The 18,147-nt window shown below is 40.1% G+C and carries 17 protein-coding genes; 12 read left to right on the forward strand and 5 right to left on the reverse strand.

Annotation, left to right across the window (positions count from 1 at the left end; genetic code table 11):
• Window positions 1–47: 47 nt before the first annotated feature.
• From T391_RS0105195 to T391_RS0105235, 9 genes are read left to right on the forward strand one after another with little or no spacing between them, the layout of a single operon-like run.
• The gene (locus tag T391_RS0105195; RefSeq protein ID WP_027327432.1) at window positions 48–941 is read left to right on the forward strand and encodes an Abi family protein; all 894 of its coding nucleotides are present in this window, start codon (window positions 48–50) and stop codon (window positions 939–941) included.
• Between the two features lie 40 nt (window positions 942–981).
• On the forward strand, window positions 982–1,989 hold the full coding sequence (locus tag T391_RS0105200) for a virulence RhuM family protein (RefSeq protein ID WP_034583953.1): 1,008 nt from the start codon (window positions 982–984) through the stop codon (window positions 1,987–1,989).
• Window positions 1,986–3,176 (forward strand): restriction endonuclease subunit S, encoded by a 1,191-nt coding sequence (locus T391_RS08435; protein WP_051420626.1) that lies wholly within the window; start codon window positions 1,986–1,988, stop codon window positions 3,174–3,176. The genes T391_RS0105200 and T391_RS08435 overlap by 4 nt, the downstream gene beginning before the upstream one ends.
• A gap of 2 nt (window positions 3,177–3,178) precedes the next feature.
• The gene (locus T391_RS0105210) at window positions 3,179–4,120 is read left to right on the forward strand and encodes a hypothetical protein (RefSeq protein WP_027327434.1); all 942 of its coding nucleotides are present in this window, start codon (window positions 3,179–3,181) and stop codon (window positions 4,118–4,120) included.
• Complete coding sequence (locus T391_RS0105215) at window positions 4,117–4,608, forward strand: hypothetical protein (protein WP_027327435.1); 492 nt, start codon at window positions 4,117–4,119, stop codon at window positions 4,606–4,608. Before T391_RS0105210 ends, T391_RS0105215 begins: the two co-directional genes overlap by 4 nt.
• Window positions 4,605–7,631 (forward strand): type I restriction endonuclease subunit R, encoded by a 3,027-nt coding sequence (locus tag T391_RS0105220; RefSeq protein ID WP_027327436.1) that lies wholly within the window; start codon window positions 4,605–4,607, stop codon window positions 7,629–7,631. Before T391_RS0105215 ends, T391_RS0105220 begins: the two co-directional genes overlap by 4 nt.
• Window positions 7,618–8,280 (forward strand): M48 family metallopeptidase, encoded by a 663-nt coding sequence (locus T391_RS0105225; protein WP_084340133.1) that lies wholly within the window; start codon window positions 7,618–7,620, stop codon window positions 8,278–8,280. The genes T391_RS0105220 and T391_RS0105225 overlap by 14 nt, the downstream gene beginning before the upstream one ends.
• Window positions 8,281–8,289: 9 nt before the next feature.
• On the forward strand, window positions 8,290–9,258 hold the full coding sequence (locus tag T391_RS0105230) for a YeeE/YedE family protein (RefSeq protein ID WP_027327438.1): 969 nt from the start codon (window positions 8,290–8,292) through the stop codon (window positions 9,256–9,258).
• A complete protein-coding gene (locus tag T391_RS0105235; protein WP_027327439.1) occupies window positions 9,255–10,631 on the forward strand; it encodes a rhodanese-like domain-containing protein in 1,377 nt (458 codons plus the stop codon). Before T391_RS0105230 ends, T391_RS0105235 begins: the two co-directional genes overlap by 4 nt.
• A gap of 40 nt (window positions 10,632–10,671) precedes the next feature.
• On the opposite strand, the gene T391_RS0105240 is transcribed toward T391_RS0105235, so the two are convergent.
• The 4 genes from T391_RS0105240 to recR all read right to left on the reverse strand — a co-directional run bounded on the left by T391_RS0105240 (window position 10,672) and on the right by recR (window position 13,140).
• Window positions 10,672–11,115 carry a YqaA family protein gene (locus T391_RS0105240; protein ID WP_034583957.1) on the reverse strand — a complete coding sequence of 148 codons (444 nt, stop codon included), beginning with the start codon at window positions 11,113–11,115 and terminating at the stop codon, window positions 10,672–10,674.
• A complete protein-coding gene (locus T391_RS0105245) occupies window positions 11,115–12,137 on the reverse strand; it encodes an alanine racemase (RefSeq protein WP_027327441.1) in 1,023 nt (340 codons plus the stop codon). Before T391_RS0105245 ends, T391_RS0105240 begins: the two co-directional genes overlap by 1 nt.
• Before the next feature lie 72 nt (window positions 12,138–12,209).
• Complete coding sequence (locus T391_RS0105250; protein WP_027327442.1) at window positions 12,210–12,500, reverse strand: c-type cytochrome; 291 nt, start codon at window positions 12,498–12,500, stop codon at window positions 12,210–12,212.
• Between the two features lie 64 nt (window positions 12,501–12,564).
• Window positions 12,565–13,140, reverse strand: a complete 576-nt coding sequence (recR, locus tag T391_RS0105255) for a recombination mediator RecR (RefSeq protein WP_027327443.1) — start codon at window positions 13,138–13,140, stop codon at window positions 12,565–12,567.
• A gap of 125 nt (window positions 13,141–13,265) precedes the next feature.
• Here recR and dnaJ point away from each other — a divergent pair, with 125 nt between their 5' ends.
• Together dnaJ and T391_RS08120 are read left to right on the forward strand one after the other, a co-directional pair.
• Window positions 13,266–14,390 carry a molecular chaperone DnaJ gene (gene dnaJ / locus T391_RS0105260; RefSeq protein ID WP_027327444.1) on the forward strand — a complete coding sequence of 375 codons (1,125 nt, stop codon included), beginning with the start codon at window positions 13,266–13,268 and terminating at the stop codon, window positions 14,388–14,390.
• Window positions 14,391–14,399: 9 nt separating this feature from the next.
• Window positions 14,400–15,137 (forward strand): tetratricopeptide repeat protein, encoded by a 738-nt coding sequence (locus T391_RS08120; RefSeq protein WP_051420628.1) that lies wholly within the window; start codon window positions 14,400–14,402, stop codon window positions 15,135–15,137.
• A gap of 103 nt (window positions 15,138–15,240) precedes the next feature.
• Here T391_RS08120 and T391_RS0105270 read toward each other — a convergent pair whose 3' ends face one another.
• Window positions 15,241–17,805, reverse strand: coding sequence for an ATP-dependent Clp protease ATP-binding subunit (locus T391_RS0105270; protein ID WP_027327445.1), 2,565 nt, complete (start codon window positions 17,803–17,805; stop codon window positions 15,241–15,243).
• Between the two features lie 235 nt (window positions 17,806–18,040).
• Here T391_RS0105270 and T391_RS08775 point away from each other — a divergent pair.
• A partial coding sequence (locus T391_RS08775; RefSeq protein ID WP_156923073.1) for a glycosyltransferase occupies window positions 18,041–18,147 on the forward strand: 107 nt, incomplete at its 3' end.

The raw sequence follows: 18,147 nt of genomic DNA on the forward strand, positions 1-18,147 counted from the left end.
ACACCTCTAGCCTCTCAGGCTATGTGCCAACTAGGAGGTGTTACGCTATGAGCTTCCAAAAATCCCCAAAGACTCATCAAGAGTTAATCCAAATCCTCAAAGGTAGAAATCTACTCATTGGTAATGAGAACAAGGCAATTGATTTTTTGAGTAGGGTTCATTACTATCGATTGAGTGCTTACTTTCTCCCATTTCAAAGTATCAAAGATTCTTTCAATCCAAACACTACTTTTGAAGATATCGTAAGGCTTTATGAGTTTGACATAGAACTAAGAAAATTTGTCTTTGCCTATATTGAGAAAGTTGAAATTGCCTTAAGAGCGAAAATGGTTCAAATTCACACGCAACGATATGGAGCACTTGGATATATAAATGATGCAAATTCTCTTGAGGTTTGTAAAAAAAATGCAAGAGGCAAGATTATTTATGAAGATATAAAAGAGCAGATAGAAATCGAAAAGCAGAGAACAAAAGAGCGTTTTGTCGAGTATTTTACAAAGAAGTATCAAATGCAAGATTTACCCCTTTGGGCTTGTGTAGAGCTTTTGTCTTTTGGAAGTTTGTCAAAGCTTTTTTCAATTTTGCTTCCACAAGATAAAAAAGCGATTTTGCAAAGCTTTGGATTAAGCATTCATCCAAAACCTTTTCAAAACTGGCTAATGTGCTTAAACACGATTCGCAATATTTGTGCTCATCACGCAAGACTATGGAATCGCGAGGTGGGAACTAAGTTTGTTATCCCTAAGAAAACAAATTTCTTGCACACAGATGTCAATAATAAAAAGATTTTCTTCGCTCTAAGTGTCCTAGCCGAAATCCTCAAAGACTCCTCTATCAAAGTAGGATTGCAAACCCTACTTGCCAAATACCCCACTATCCCCACAAAATCTATGGGATTCCCTCAATCTTGGGAATCCCTAAGTCCTTGGAGCAATCTATGAAAACCATAAAATCAAGTAAATCATTTTATTGGAGCAACCTATGAGTCATAATCAACTTCAAAGCATTCTCTATCATATCAAGCAAACCGACTTAGAAATCAATGTGATTGTCAAAGATGAAAGTATTTGGGCGACACAAAAGGCAATCGCAGAGCTTTTTGGAGTCAATGTTCCTGCTGTCAATAAGCATTTGGGCAATATCTATGAGGAGCGTGAGCTTGATGAAAAGGCAACTATTTCCAAAATGGAAATAGTTCAAATAGAGGGAAAAAGGGAGGTGGCAAGGATTCAGACCCTCTATAATCTTGATGCCATTATTTCAGTGGGCTATCGTGTCAATTCAAAAGAAGCGACAAACTTTAGAATCTGGGCGACAAATATTCTCAAAGAATACACAATCAAAGGCTATGCCCTCAATAGAGAGCAACTTGAGCAGGGAAGTAGAGTTTTTGACAAAGATTATTTTAAAAACCTCTTAGAAACTATTCGCTCTATTCGAGCAAGTGAGAGAAAAATCTATCAGCAAATCACAGATATTTTTGCAGAATGCTCGATTGATTATGATCCCAAATCTCCTATCACAAGGGAGTTTTTTGCTTTTATTCAAAATCGCTTCCATTATGCAATCACAGGCAAAACAGCTCCTGAAATCATCTATGCCAAAGCCGATGCCACGCTTCCAAATATGGGGCTAACCACTTGGAGGAACTCTCCTGAGGGCAGAATCCTCAAAAGCGATACAGAAGTAGCCAAAAACTATCTTCTAGAAGCAGAAATCAAAAAGCTTGAGAGATTGATCAGTGGGTATTTTGACTATATCGAGGACTTGGTGGAGCGAAAAAATACTTTCACGATGCAGGAGTTTAAGGCAAGTGTGGATAAGTTTTTGAGCTTTAGAGATTATCAAATCCTCCCAGATCATGGAAAAATCTCACGAGCTCAAGCCATAGAAAAAGCCTCACGCGAGTATGAAATATTTAATAAAACTCAAAAAATCAATTCAGACTTTGACAAAACTCTCAAAGCCTTGCAAAAGGAAAACAAATGACACTCCCAAAAGGCTACAAACACACAGAGATCGGAATCTTGCCTAGTGATTGGCAAGTGGTGAGATTGGGGGAAGTGGCAAAATTCTTTTCAGGTGGAACACCAAAAACAATAGAGAGAAAATACTATGGCGGAGAGATACCCTTTATCAAGTCGGCAGAGATTTACAACTCAACAACACAAGAGACTTTAACTTCTTTAGGGGTTAAGGAATCATCGGCAAAATGGGTGGAAAGAGGCGATTTATTATTTGCCTTATATGGTGCAAATAGTGGAGAGGTTGCAATCGCAAAAATCAATGGCGTGATAAATCAGGCTGTCCTCTGTATAAAAAATAAGCCAGAGATATTGAATACATATTTTTTATATAGTGTTTTTTTGGAAAGAAAAGAGTGGATTACTACTAGGTTTTTACAAGGAGGGCAAGGGAATCTCTCGGGAAAAATAGTGCAGAATCTCCAAATCCCCCTCCCACCCCTTGCAGAGCAAGAAAAAATCGCAGAGATTCTAAGCACTTGGGATACTCAAATCCAAAATTACGAATCCCTCATCGCAGAGAAGCAAAACCTCAAAAAGGGACTTTGTCAAACTCTCCTCACGGCTAAGACTCGTTTTAAAGGTTTTAGTGAAGATTGGCAAGTGGTGAGATTGGGGGATGTTGCAGAAGATGAGGATTTCAAGCGGATTCCTGTTTCATCTACAGAAAGAGAAAGACTTGTAAGGGATAGCGATGCTGTCTATCCGTATTATGGAGCAATGGGGCAAGTGGGATGGATCAATGATTATATTTTTGATGAAGAAAGAATATTGCTAGCAGAGGATGGTTGTCCATTTCTAGAAAAAGATAAGCAAAAAAGTTTTATTGCAAAAGGAAAATATTGGGTCAATAATCACGCACATATTTTAAGAGTTGATCTAAGCAAGGGAAATAATTATTTTTTATGTAGTCAGCTTAATCGTGTAGATTATTCAAAATATATCAATGGTGCCGAAAGGTTGAAGCTTAATAAGGAAGTAATGAAAGAAATTAAGATACCAATTCCCTCCCTCGCAGAGCAAGAAAAAATCGCAGAGATTCTAAGTGAAGCAGATAAGCAAATCTCACTCTTAGAACAAAAACTAGAATCTCTCAAATCCCAAAAAAAGGGACTTATGCAAAATTTATTAAATGGAAAGGTTAGGGTTTAATCATGATTATAAAATATAAATCAACTTTAGAATTTTATAAGATATTTTTTCATTCTAATGAAAAGGATCAACTATTACCTTATTTTCAAGTCTCAAAAGAAGAAGTATGGAGAGCGTTTGCTGACACTCTTCATGATGGCAACAGAGAGAAGAAAATTAGAGGTAAGAAGCACAAAATGTGGATTGATAACATAGATAGTGCATACTTTTATGGTTTTGCTTCAAGGGAAAATCACAATGGAGCGATGATTGAAAAGGAGACACTTGAGATTACTCTAGCACAAGATGAAAATTCACGGCAGGAATTAGCAAGCCTTTCTCATTTTGTTATTGACCTAAAGGATAATGTTTTAGCCCTTGAGCATTTTGATGGAAGCATGAGTAAGCATGGTTTTCTTGAGTACTGCAGTTCAAATTTTAAAGATCTTGGTTTCACAATGGATATTCGTCCAATTCCAAGAAATGATCTTGGAGAGGTGTTGAATGATGTTACACGATTGCTTTCTTTTAGTGCAAAATATAATGATATAGCTAGGATTAACCCAAATTTTATTAAGGAAAATATAAAGTCTAAAGATGAAAGAATTGAAAAAGCAATAAAAAATCCAAAATATCAAGCACGAGTAAGAATAGATTTTACAAAAGAGGGATTAGAAATCAATCGAAATGACACAATTATTAAGAGGGTAGCGAAAAAGATTGTGGGAAACAAACATAACGCAATAGATCAGGCTGAGGAGATAGAGGAAGATGGATGGCTTGATGGAAAAATAGAGATTAGAACTATGGCAGGAAACGATGAGATTATTTCACTTCAAGAAAATCTATTTGTCACTAAGATGGATTTTGAAACAGAGGAGAGTATGAATAGGAGAGAATTTTCAGAAAAAAGCTACAAAAAGATTTTGGAAAAAATGCAAGAAATGAGAGCAAAAAACCTATGAAAAAATATTTTTTGTTTTGGGCTTTATCTCTTTATTGTGTCGTTTCATTTTTGGCTTGTTTGGCACGATACTATGACAAACACTTGTATGTTCTCAAATTTATTTCAATAGATTTTTTTAAAGAAGAAAAAATATACAATTTTGCCATTGCAAATCTAGGTATGGTTGCAAGTTTGATGGGATTTCTAATTGCAACAATGCCTTTTTTGATTAGTTTGATTCAAAATGATGAGGACTTAATTAGAGAGACTGAAGATTTGGATGAGATTGTAAAATCGCTAATTTTTCTTTTTATGATTTTTGTTTTTTCTTTTGTTGTTTTGCTAATAAAACTAGACTATATTTATTTGCGAATCATTGTAATTGCAACATATATTTTTTTGTATTGTGGGCTATTTTTCTATCTGTATAAACTAATTAAGATATTAAAAGTTCTATCTAATTGTTTAAAAGATTTATTGAAAAAAATACAAAGGAAATCCAAATGACCTACGCCACATCAGAATACTCCACTATCCAAAAGCCCCTAGTAGAGTTCTTGCAAAAGATGGGCTATACCTACATCTCCCCCCAAGAGATAGAATCCAAAAGGGCAAATGCCAAAGAAGTGCTACTCAAAGACATTTTGCACGCTCATCTCTCCAAAGCCATCTTCACCCACAAAGGACAGCACTACTCTTTCTCGACCGATGGGATAGCACGGGCATTGCGAGAGTTAGAATCCCCCTCAAGCGAAGGACTTCTCAAAAGCAATGAGATCTTGACACACAAACTCCTCTATGGCATAGAGATCCCCCAATCCCTCCAAGATGGAAGTAGCAAAAACCAGACTTTATCTCTCATTGATTTCTCCAATCCTCACGCCAATCACTTCAGCTTCACAGAAGAGTTTGAAGTCGCAAGGATTCAAGAAGATGGAGTGTGCAAAAGCAGACGCCCTGATATCGTGGTGTTTGTCAATGGGATTCCACTCATAGTCATCGAGCTCAAAAAATCAGGCATAGATATAAGTGAGGGGATCTCCCAAATGATACGCAACCAAAAAGCAAGCGAGATCCCCCATCTTTTTCGCTTTACTCAGCTCACCCTTGTAGGAAACAACCAAAACGCTAGATATGGCACAGTAGGCACACCACTCAAGCACTATGCCCAATGGATTGAAGAAGATGAGCGATATCTTCCTCCATTTTTTGGAGAGACAAATGCCAATGCGATAGAGAAGCTAGTGTATTCACTCCTAAGCAAAGAGCGACTTTTGGAGATGATTCGATCTTTTATCGTGTTTGAAAAATCCACCAAAAAAGTCGCACGCCATCAGCAATATTTCGCGATCCAAGAGACTTTGAGGCGTGTTTTGGAGAATGATGGGGGAGTGAGGAGGGGAGGGCTAGTGTGGCATACCCAAGGCAGTGGGAAATCCCTCACGATGAGCTTGCTAGCCACAGAGATCAAGCGATGTATCCCCACAGCCAAGATCATCATCGTCACAGATCGCAAGGATTTGGATACTCAGATTCATAGAGTGTTTAGAAGTAGTGGGATTAGAGTCTCTCAAGCTAGGAGCTCTGCTCATTTAGAGGAGCTTTTGAGATCTGGTGTGAGTGTGATCACAACGCTTATTCACAAATTCCAAAGCATCAAAGACAAGATAGAAGAGGGAGATAAAGATATTTTTGTGCTTGTAGATGAGGCTCATCGCACACAGGGTGGGATGATGCATGATGCGATGAAAAAGATCTTCCCCCAAGGATGCTATATCGCCTTTACAGGCACACCTTTGCTCTCCAAAGACAAGGGTTCGATTCAAAAATTTGGAGGATTTATCCACAAATACACCATTGAGCAAGCCATCAGAGATGAAGCGGTTTTGCCCCTGTATTATGAAGGGAGGATCGTCGATCAGTTTGTCAATAATGAAGATGCACTCAATCGGCGGTTTGAAATCCTCTCAAGAGATCTGAGTGAAGAGCAAAAAGCCGATCTCAAAGCCAAATTTTCTCAATTCCAGAAAATCGCTCCAAATCATGAGAGGCTAGAGTGGATCGCGTGGGATATTTTCAACCACTTTGCCAAGGTGCGACCATTTAAAGCAATGCTTGCCACAAGCTCCAAATATGAAGCGATCAAATATCATCAGATTTTTGAAAAAAACGACTGGCTTAGAAGTGCTTTTGTCATCTCAGCTCCTGATATGCGAGAAGGATATGAGGAGGTAGAGAGTGATAATGCAGATGATGTGAGGAGGGCTTGGGAGGATTTGATGCGATGTTTCTCAAGTGAAGAGATTTATATGCAACACATTCAAGATGAGTTTGTCCATGGTGATGAGATTGAGATTTTGATCGTTGTGGATAAGCTTTTGACTGGATTTGATGCTCCAAATGTGCTCTGTCTCTATATAGACAAACCCCTCAAAGAGCACAATCTCCTCCAAGCCATCGCACGAGCCAATCGTCTTTTTGAGGGAAAAGATTCTGGATTGATTATTGATTATCGAGGATTATTGGATGATTTGAGCAAGGCTTTGAGTGATTATGAAGCTTTGGCAGGATATGAAGAGGGGGATATCTCTCAAGCTGTGATGAGTTTGCAAACGCAATCATTAGAGGTGAGGGAGAAATATCAGGCTTTGAGAGATTTTTTCTCTGGGCTTAGGGATCTAGAAGATCATGAGGTGTTTTTGGAGGACAGAGAGAGGAGGGAGAGATTTTATTCTCTTCTTTTGGAGTTTTCAAAGAGTCTTAAGCTTCTTTTCTTGGGAGAGAGGTATCAAAAGGATTTTGATCCCCAAGAAATCAAGACTTTTAAAAAAGCATTGAAATTTTATGTGGAGCTCAAGCATAATGTTCAGATTCGCTATCACGAAAAGGTGGATTTCAAATCATATGAAAAACAGATGCAAGATCTTATCGATCGCTATATCGGAGCCAATGAAGCAAAAGTGCTAGTCGAGCTTGTGGGGATATTTGATGAGAGATTTCTTCTTCAAGAAGATCAGATGACTTCTGATCATGCACGAGCTGATCGAATCTTAAATGCCACAAATCAGATCATCACGCAAGAGAGAGAAAAAAATCCATTTTTCTATGATGAGTTGAGCAAGCGGATCGCACGCGTGCTAGAGGATTATAAGCAGGGAAGAATCGATGAGATAGAGAAGCTTATCAAAGCCAAAGAGATCTTAGAAGATCTCAAAGGATACAGTAGCAATCATCAGCAAAACTATCCCAATGCTTTGACAAAGATCGCTCAAAAAGCCTTTTATGACAATCTCAAATCAAGATTTGAAGATGAAGAGAGGCTGGTGGAATTTGTGCTAAGGCTTGATGAGGTATTTGCTCAAAAGTCTCAAAAACCTGATTGGCAATTCAATCTAGAAGTGAGCAAACAAATCGAGCAAGAAATCGATGATTTGCTCTATGACTATGAGGTGCAGATCGCTTCAGAAGAGATTGAGGGATTGATCATCCAAGTGCGAGAAATCGGACAGAAAAATTATGCAGCACGCTAAAGTGATCTACAAAGACATCAAAAATATGATTCTCAAAGTCAAGCCTTCCCTTGAGGTAGTTTTGAGTGTGCCAAGAGGGACTAGTCAAAAAGAGATTGACTATATTTTGCACAAGCGTCAAGCATGGATTCAAAAAGCACTTCAGAGATTTCAATCCACCCAAATCCCTCCTAGAGAGCTTACTAGTGGCGAGGATATTTATGATTTGGGGCGACGCTATCGCCTCAAAGTGATCATTTCATCTAGTGAGGGGGTGAGGATAGAGGGTGAGTTTTTGGAGCTGAGGGTGAGAGAGGGAAGTGATTTTAGGCATAGAGAAAAAGTGCTTAAGGCGTGGCAAAAACAGAGGGCAAGAGAATGCTTTGGAGAGATTTTGAATCACTTCATCGCTCTTTTGGACTTTGAGCCTATTAAGATTCTCAGAATCAAAGAGATGAAGACACGATGGGGGAGTTGCAATCCCAAAAAATCCTATATCAATCTCAATCTTAGATTGATAGAAAAGGATAAAAGAGCTATTGAGTATGTGATCTTGCATGAGCTAGCCCACCTCAAGCACTATCACCACGATAAGGCCTTTTATGATTTTGTAGCGTTGTATATGCCTGATTGGAGAGAGCGAAAGATGAAACTACTTGAGCGTTTGTAGGGAGAGAGAATGAGTGGTTTGTGGATAGGGATTTTATTTGGGATCTTGGTGCAGAGGGGGCAGTTTTGTTTTGTGTCTGGATTTTTGGATGTGTTGTGGAAGAGAGATTTTGGCTTTTTGGCAGCACTTTTGATCATTATCACGATTCAATCAATCGGCATTTTTACCCTTGCTGCTTTTGGGGTTTTGGAAATCCCATCTACACCACTCCCACTTTTTGCCACGATTTTGGGGGGATTGCTCTTTGGGTTTGGGATGGGGATCGCACGATATTGTGTGAGTGGGGGGTGGTTTAGGAGTGGAGAGGGTGTGCTTCCTGCGGTGATGATGCTTTTGGTATTTGTGATTACTTTGAGCTCTGCACAAAATGGCTTATTGAAGCCTCTTTTGGCACCGCTATTGCAAGATCCACTTACATTGAGCAATATTGATTTGAGTCTCGCGCTCTCGCCTTGGTGGCTTGTGGGGGGATTGGTTTGTGTGAGTGTGGCTTGTGTGAGTTATGTGTCCAAAACCAACCTATCTTCCAAAAATTTGAGATTACTCAAGATCTCTGTGCCACTTGGAGTGTTGGGAATCTTGGCGTGGTTTTTGAGCTCTCAGAGTGGGCGTGATTATGGGTTTGGTATTTCTGTGCCAAGTATGCATCTTTTTTTGTATGTTTTGACAGGACAGCAAAGATATATGAATTGGGGAAGTCTATTTGTCGTGGGGATTGTTGTAGGAGCATTTTGCTCTGCACAGATTTGGAGAGATTTTAGATGCAGGATGATGAGTGGAGTGGATTTCTTCAGAAGTGTTGTAGGGGGGATTTTGATGGGTGTTGGAGCATATTTGGCTGGAGGATGCACCACGACCAATGCTCTTGTCGCTACAGCCTATTTCTCCTATCAAGGATGGCTAGCGATGCTGATGATGATGGTGGGCTGCTGGCTGATCTCTTTGTTTTTAAGAAACAAAACTTGTGAGCTTAGATGAGAAAAAGTATCTATTGGTGTTGGATCATTGCCTTTGTGTTGGTGGCTTGCTCAGAGACTCAAAAAATCCAGAAGCTAAATACTCAAGAATTTCTTCAAGCCCTCAGTGATCCTCAAGCGATCATCATCGATACACGCGATGATAGTTTTTATAATGGATTTAGAGAAGAAGGAGCCAAAAGGGGAGGGCATATCAAGGGGGCTATCCAATTTAGTGCTTCATGGCTAGATTATCTAGATATGGATTTTTTGGAGAGTTTTGCAGAACAGAAGGGAATCAGCAAAGAGAAGAGATTGGTTTTTTATGATAGTGATTTGGATCATTTGGAGCGCGTGAGCGCAGAATTTGCATCAAGGGGGTATCAAGTGGGGATTTATACTTCTTGGTTGGAATATGTCAATGGAGACTATCCCTTGGAATCATTTGAAAACTTCATTTATAGTGTTTCTCCTCAGTGGGTTTATGATGTGATAGAGGGGAAAAATCCTCAGAGTTATCAGGGGGGTGAAGTGATGATCTTTGAGGTTTCATGGGGAGAGCTTGAAGATTCCAAAGATTACAAACAGCATATCAAAGGGGCATATCACTTCAATACAGACTGGATCGAAGAAGGTCCAATCTGGAATTTTCTCCATCCAGACAAAATAGTGCAAAACCTCCTAAAGCAAGGCATCACAAGCACAAAAACAATCATTCTTTATTCCAGTAATCAGCTCGCGGCCTATCGTGTATTTTTGGCTTTGAAATGGGTGGGAGTGAGAGATGTGAGAGTGATGAATGGCAACTTAGATACTTGGATCAATGCAGGCTTTAGCACAGAAAATAAGAAAAATATCCCAATACCTCAGAAAGAATTTGGAGCAAAATTTGTCGATCATAGATGGATCATCCAGCTACCCCAAGGAATCATCCAAGCGCAAAAAGAAGGCCTGAAATTGGTCAGTGTGCGTTCATGGGAGGAGTATATCGGAGAGATTAGTGGGTATAGCTATATTCCAAGATCTGGAGAGCCAGCTGGGGCGATATGGGGATTTGGTGGGAGTGATGCGAGCAATATGGCAGATTATTATGATCCTGATGGGACATTGCGAAATCCTCTTGAAATTTTTGCTTTGTGGAGAGAGCAGGGGATCGATCAGGGAGATCAGGTGGCATTTTATTGTGGGACGGGGTGGAGGGCTGGAGTGGCTTGGTTTATGACGCAACTTGTTGGATGGAAAGATGTAAAAGTCTATGATGGGGGATGGAATGCATGGCAGATGGATGAGAGTTTGCCTGTGCAGATTGGAGCGCCAAAAGGGATGAGCAAACCTGATGCAAAAAATAACTATGGCAAGGTTTTCAAGCTAGGAGGAGCATCATGCAAAGAGTAAGAAACATTGGATGAAGGTCAAACTAGCTTAGAGCAGAGGGTTAAAAAAACCAGTTTGAAGCTTTTTCAAATCCAAAGATCACTACAGCATATCGCAGTGTTTTACCCAAAGCGATCAAAAACACGGCTTTATAGACATTGTAGCGTGCAAGCCCTAGAGCTAGAGTGAAGAGATCTCCAAAAAAAGGCAAAAAAGACAAGAACGCCAAGATCCCTCCATATTGAGAGCTCTTTTGGCGAAAATATCGCACACGCACAGAATCAAGTCTTGAGAGCTTTTGGAGCAACTTTGCAAGTCCAAAATACCCTAGCGCATAAGTCGTAACACTTCCTAAGACATTTCCTATACTTGCAACGATCAAAATGATCCAAGGATTGTATTTGAGTGCGACAAAGGTCGCTACAACCACCTCTGAGGGGATGGGTAAAATCGTGCTTGAGGCAAAAGTAGATAAAAATAATCCAATCAGTCCGTATTGTTCCATTAAATGATGCTCCTTGGAATCGATGGAGAAAGTTTGACTAAGATGTCATAAGGCGTTGTACCAAAAATTTCTGCCCATTTCCAAGCATTATCAAAAACACAGATTTTTTCTTGATCGCTAAGACAAGAGAAGCAATCCATCGACATACGCGGCAAGATCTCTTCTCCTTGCGCACAAGTGAGCCTCCCATGATGCTCATTGAGACGCAAGAGTCCATCTCCATAACCTAGATCATATGTGCTGATTACATGGTCTCTAGGCATCACACCAGCGCCACTATAGCCGATTTTGATCTCTTTTTCTAAAGTGCGTTTTGAGATCTGGTGAGCCCAAAGTGAGGCGATGGGTTTGAGTTTGGATGCGATGGGAATGGGAGCACAGAGATATCCATAGCTTGCAATCCCGATTCTGACTAAATCCTCTTCTATTTTTTCTTGCCTTAATGCACCAGAAGAGCTAAGAAAATGAAATCGTGGGAGTTCAAAGCCTAATTTGGAGGCAAGATAAGTGATTTGCTCTTTGATTTCTTGAGATGTTTGATGCTGTTTTTGCATCTCATCTCCTCCATCATCTCCATAGCCATTGTGCGAAAATACGCCTACAAGCTTGAGTTTTCTTTCTAGGATGAGTTGGATTGCTTGCTGGATTTGCTTAATCTCTAGACCATTGCGATTCATGCCGACATTAAATTTGAGCTCAATCCCTCTTTGAGGAGAGATACTTTTAAGCATCTGGATGGAGTGGATGGTCTGATAGATATTGGTAGGGGAGGTAGGGGAGATACTCCCATAGAGTGCGGTGATATGCTCAAACTCATCTTGGATCATCAATGCTTCCATTTCATTTTTGACAAACACACTCTTGATGCCATAATCTCTAGCAAGTTTGGCAATCTCTTTGATGCCATGGCCATAGGCATTGTCTTTGAGGACAAGGGCGAGTTTATCTATGGATCCTAGGTGAGAGGAGATGAGATCAAGATTGTGTTTGAAATGTGATGAATCGATAATGAGCTGAGCCATAAACCTATCAGAAATCCTTGTAAAGTAGTGATTGAATATGGCGAGGAGATCTCCTCGCCATGGTGATTTGAGTTATTTTAAAGTTGAAATATAGTTTGCCAATGTCTCCATATCAGCATCGCTGAGATTTTTGACTTGGTTATACATCAAGTTTGCCTTTGGACTTTTGATTGTTTTGTCTTTGTATCCGTGCAAGAAGTCAAGCACTTCTTGTTTGCTTAGACCAGCAAGTGCCTTGGGAGCGATTCCTACTTTTTTCCCATCTTTTCCATGGCAAGCGACACATTTGTTGTAAAGTGCTGGTGCCTGTGCAAACATTATCGAAGCAAAACCGATAGCGCAAAGTGCAATGATTTTTTTCATCTTTCATCTCCTTAAGTTAGATTTGTCTCAAAAAGACATTCTAGAATTTTATCTTGATTTGTGGTTAAATTTTCCTTCTTCCTCTAAAAGCACTGCTTAAAGAGAGGTGATCGATATGATCTAGTCCGATCCCTGTTGGAACTCCTTGGGCAATTTTGCTGAAATGAAGATTGAGGGGTTTGAGACGATCTTCTACAAAAAGGATCAGTGCATCATTGGCCAAAGATGGTGAAAAGCCAAAGATCACTTCTTCAATCCCATGATGGGAAATCAATCTCACCAAATGATCAAGATTCATCATTTCTATGGATTCCAAGACATAATATTTTCCTTGAAAAAAATCGATGTTTTCTATGATGGCGATATCTCTTGGATGAGCGACGATACATAGCTCACCGTTGTTTCGACTCTGATCTTGACAGATTTGGCATTCTTCTTCTTCGCTTAGCCCTCTACACCATTTGCATTTGCGAATCTTTTGGCTTGCCTCTTGGATGCTTTGAGCGATCTTTTGACCCAAGGATTTGTGATCTACGCATAATGTGTATGCCATCTTTTCTGCGCTTTTTTTGCCAATGGAGGGGAGGTGTTCAAGAGCCTCTATGAGGTTATAAAACGATTCTAAGTTTTTGATTTTCATGGGCGGATTTTATCATGTTTGCATGGAGTCTTATAGCTTCAAAGAAGTCAGGGAGATTTAAGATAGAATTCGAGCTTTTAAACACAAATCAAGTCTAATTTAATCAAAGAAAGAAGGTAGAGATTTTGGAAGAGTTTAATTATTATGAGATTCTTGAGCTAAGAGAGGGATGCTCACAAGATGAGATCAAAAAGGCTTTTAGAAAAAAAGCGATGCAATACCACCCCGATCGCAATCCAGATAATCCAGAAGCAGAAGAGATGTTTAAAAAGATCAATGAAGCTTATGAGGTTTTGAGTGATGAGCAAAAGCGATCTATCTATGATCGCTATGGCAAAGCAGGGCTTCAAGGTGGGGGCGGTGGAGCAGGTGGGTTTGGGGGATTTGGAGATATCTTTGGTGATATCTTTGGAGAGTTTTTTGGAGGTGGGGGGAGTCAGAGGGGACGCAAGAAGCAGAGTGATCTGAAATTCTCTCTTGATTTTGCAACAGAGCTGAAGTTGGAGTTCAAAGAAGCGATTTTTGGATGTAAAAAAGAGATTGAGATCACATACAAGGTTGCTTGCAAAGATTGTGGAGGCAATGGTGCCAAAAACAAATCCACCTGTCCGCAATGTCATGGACATGGAGAGCTTAGGATCCAGCAAGGGTTTATGACTTTTGCTCAGACTTGTCCGCATTGCCAAGGAAGTGGAGAGGTGATGGTGGAGAAATGCTCTAGCTGTGGAGGCAGGGGCTATGAAAATCAAAAAGAAAAGATTGAGATCAAGATCCCAGAGGGTGTAGATAGTGGGAATCAAATGAGGGTGAGTGGCAAGGGAAATGCTGATAAGAATGGCAATCGAGGAGATCTCTATGTGCACTTAAATGTCAAAGACGATGATCATTTTGTGCGAGATGGAGAGAATCTCTATGTCGAAGTGCCTGTGTTTTTCACCTCTATCCCTCTTGGCACCAAGATCACTATCCCCTCACCGCATAAAGAGCTTGAACTAGTCATCCCGCCAAACTCTAAAGATGGGGCACAGTTTATCTTTGAGGGTAATGGTGTGAAAAGCTTGAGGGGCAATTACTATGGAGATCTAATCGCTCAGATCAAGATCGTCTATCCCAAAAAACTTAGCAAAGAGCAAAGGGAGCTGCTAGAAAAACTTCACAAAAGCTTTGGAGAGCATAGTGAGCCACATAAAAGTGTGCTAGAGCAAGCATGCGAGAAAGTCAAAAAATGGTTTGGAGAGCTTGGGAAGTAGGGGAAGAAGATGAAAAAGATATTTTTGATTTGTGCTTTGATATGTTTGGCTTTGGGAGGGGAAGAGTCTAGGGGGGAGAAATTGTTTGCAGAAGCAGTTAGGGCTTATGAAAAGGGTGATTTCCAAAAGGCTTTGGAGCTTTCTAGACAAGCTTGTGAGTTTGGTCATGGTAGTGGATGTGCCATTGTGGGATCGATGTATGCTCTTGGCGGGATTGTTGAGCAAGATTTTGATAAGGCGATCAAATTTAATCAAAAAGCTTGCGATTTGAATAATGGTGGAGGTTGTTTTAGTTTGGGTGTAGCGTATATCGCTGGAAAGGGAGTTAAAAAAGATATTTTTAAAGCTGTAGAGTTTTATCAAAAAGCCTGCAATTTAAATGATCGTGCAAGTTGTTTTATTTTAGGTGTAGCGTATGCCAATGGAGAAGGAGTCAAAAAAGATATTTTTAAAGCTGTAGAGCTTTATCAAAAAGCCTGTGATTTAAATGAAGGAGAAGGTTGTTTTAATTTAGGCGTGGCGTATGCCAAGGAAGAAGGAGTCAAAAAAGATATTTTTAAAGCTGTAGAGCTTTATCAAAAAGCCTGTGATTTGAATAATGGTGGAGGTTGCAATAATTTAGGTGTAGCATATGCTAATGGAGAAGGAGTCAGAAAGGATTTGGACAAAGCTTTGGAATTATTTGGCAAAGCCTGTGATTTAAAAAGTGAGTTGGGATGCCAAAACTACGCGAAACTCAAGAAATAGTTTTAGAGAATCTTTTGTGTATATTTTCTCACTTCTATATTAAGCTCCAAGATCTCTTCTAATTCTAGGGCTTATGTGTGTTAGATCAGATAGGCTCAAATACCTATCTGATACTGACTTCCCCACTTTTTCCAAACACCACTTCTGATCCTTCCTTGACTTTGTCTTCCAAGATAAGTTCTGCCAATCGATCCTCTACCATCTCATACAATGCCCTCTTAAGTGGTCTCGCACCATAGATGGGATCAAATCCAGCTTGCGCGATCTCTTCCTTGGCTTCTTGGGTGAGGGAGAGTTTGATACCTTTTTCTTGTGCTTTGAGTTTGATTTGTTCAAACATAATCTCAACGATTTGCACGATCCCACTTAGCTCCAAAGGATTAAAAATCACAATATCATCAAGGCGATTGAGGAATTCGGGCTTGAAATACTGTCTCAAAGCACTCTGAATCGCCCTAGATCGTTCCTGTTTGTCATGGATTTCTAAGATCTGATCACTCCCGATATTGCTTGTGAGGATGATGATGGTATTGGTAAAATCCACGACGACCCCCTTATTGTCTGTCAGTCTCCCATCATCTAGGACTTGAAGCAAGAGATTGAAGACATCAGGATGAGCTTTTTCGATCTCATCAAAGAGGATGACGCTATAGGGCTTGCGTCGCACAGCCTCAGTGAGTTGCCCACCTTCCTCGTATCCCACATATCCAGGAGGAGCTCCCACAAGGCGTGAGACAGCGTGTTTTTCCATATATTCGCTCATATCGATTCTGATAAGATTTTTCTCACTATCAAAGAGAAATTTGGCAAGCGATTTGGCGCTTTGAGTTTTTCCCACTCCTGTACTTCCTAGGAAGAGGAAGCTACCGATGGGGCGATTGGATTCGCTTAAGCCTGCTTTGTTGCGCTTGATGATCCTAGAAATAGCTTTGATGGCTTCATCTTGTCCGACTACACTTCTAGCCAGTTCAGCTTCTACACTCAAAATCTTCTCTTTTTCGCTTTGAAGCATTTTTTGCACAGGGATCCCGCTCCATCGACTGACAATTCCTGCGATGATCTCCTCAGTGACAGCATTTTTGAGCAGAGAGCCATGTTTTTGCATCTCTTGCCATTTCATATCAAGCTCTTTGATTTTGGATTCATTTTGTGGGATTTTGCTGTATTCGATCTCTGCGACTTTGCCGAGATCTCCATTGCGCTTGAGGATCTCAGCCTCTCGTCGGAGTTCATCAATCTGGGCTTTGAGTGAAGCGATGTCTTTGAAGACTTTCTTTTCATTTTTAAACTGACTTTCAAGCAAAGCTCTCTGTTCGATGGCATCACTCAAATCTTTTTCGATCTCTTGGATTCGTGCAAGATTGCTTTCTTTTTCTTCCATTTTGAGGGCTTGTTTCTCAACTTCAAGGGTGAGGATGTGTCGCTTGATCTTGCTCAGTTCATTTGGCTCTGATTCGATTTGCATTTTGAGTTCTGCTGCTCCCTCATCGATGAGATCGATAGCCTTATCGGGCAAAAAACGATTGGCAATATAGCGGTTGGAGAGCTTGGCTGCTGCCACAAGTGCGCTATCTGTGATGCTGACATTATGATGTGCTTCGAGTTTTTCTTTGATCCCTCTTAGGATTTGGAGAGCTTCATTGACGCTTGGCTCGGCTACATCAATGGGCTGAAATCTTCTCACAAGTGCTGCATCTTTTTCAAAATACTTTCGATATTCTTTGAGCGTTGTGGCACCAATAGTGTGAAGCTCTCCTCGTGCAAGAGCTGGTTTTAGGATATTGGCAGCATCCATACTTCCCTCACTTGCTCCAGCACCGACGATAGTGTGAATCTCATCGATAAATAAAATAATATTTCCCGAGCTCTTCACTTCATCGATGATATTTTTGAGTCTCTCTTCAAATTCTCCACGATACTTTGCACCTGCGATAAGAGCGCTCATATCTAGAGCGATGAGTTTTTTGTGGGCTAGGCTTGTGGGGACTTCATGGCGAGCAATCTTTTGCGCTAGTCCTTCAACAAGTGCAGTTTTCCCAACTCCTGGCTCTCCAAGTAGGATTGGATTGTTTTTAGTTTTGCGGATGAGGATTTGCATCATACGCTGGATTTCTTCATCGCGTCCAATCACAGGATCTAGGAGATTCTCACTTGCCTTTTGAGTGAGATCGATCCCATACTTTTTGAGAAGCTCCATCGTTTCTTCGGCATTTTGACTCTGGATTTTTGCGCCTCCACGGATTTCTTTGAGTGCTTGTCTGAGAGCATTGATCTCTAGATATTTTTCAAAGATAGGTTTGATCTTGGTGTGATTGAGCGAGGTGAGGATGAAGGTATCTGTAGAGAGAAATTGATCTCCATTCTTGATCGCCTCTCCCATGGCAAACTCTAGAGATTGAAGGAGTTCTTTACTGAGCTGGATATTGCTTTTATCCACGCTAGAGGCTTTGGGGAGGGTGTGAATCGCACTTTTGAGCTCAAGCTCCAAAGCCATTTTGTCAAAGTCAAGTTTGTTGAAGGCTTGGTTGAGGATAGATTGAGTGTTGGTGCAAAGAGCCCAATAGAGATGCAAGATGGTGATTTCTTGATTTTGGGAATGGAGGGTGAGAGATGCTGCTGAGTTGAGTGTCTCTTGGAGCTGATTAGTCATTTTTTCTAAGATGTTCATTTTTATCTCCTTATCAGTTTGTATCAAAGAGTGCCAAAAATTATAAATATTAATAGTAAATAGATCATATAACTTTAGTCTAAAGATATAAGGTTTTATATGTTTATTTTTATAAGGGTTTGAAAAAATAAGAGATTTGTTGTTATCTTGTGTATGATTTTTGAATTTGGGAACCGGGAGTTCTACTCTTTGTGATTAAATTTCAGATTTAAAATATTTATAGGTGACTATATGTATGAAGAATCCTAATTTCGCAATCATCATCCCCATCTACAATGTAGAACCATATCTAAAACAATGCCTTGATTCTGTGATCCATCAAACCTATCAAAATCTCCAAAT

It is taken from the genome of Helicobacter pametensis ATCC 51478 (assembly GCF_000518225.1).
Taxonomy (GTDB): Bacteria; Campylobacterota; Campylobacteria; order Campylobacterales; family Helicobacteraceae; genus Helicobacter_G; species Helicobacter_G pametensis.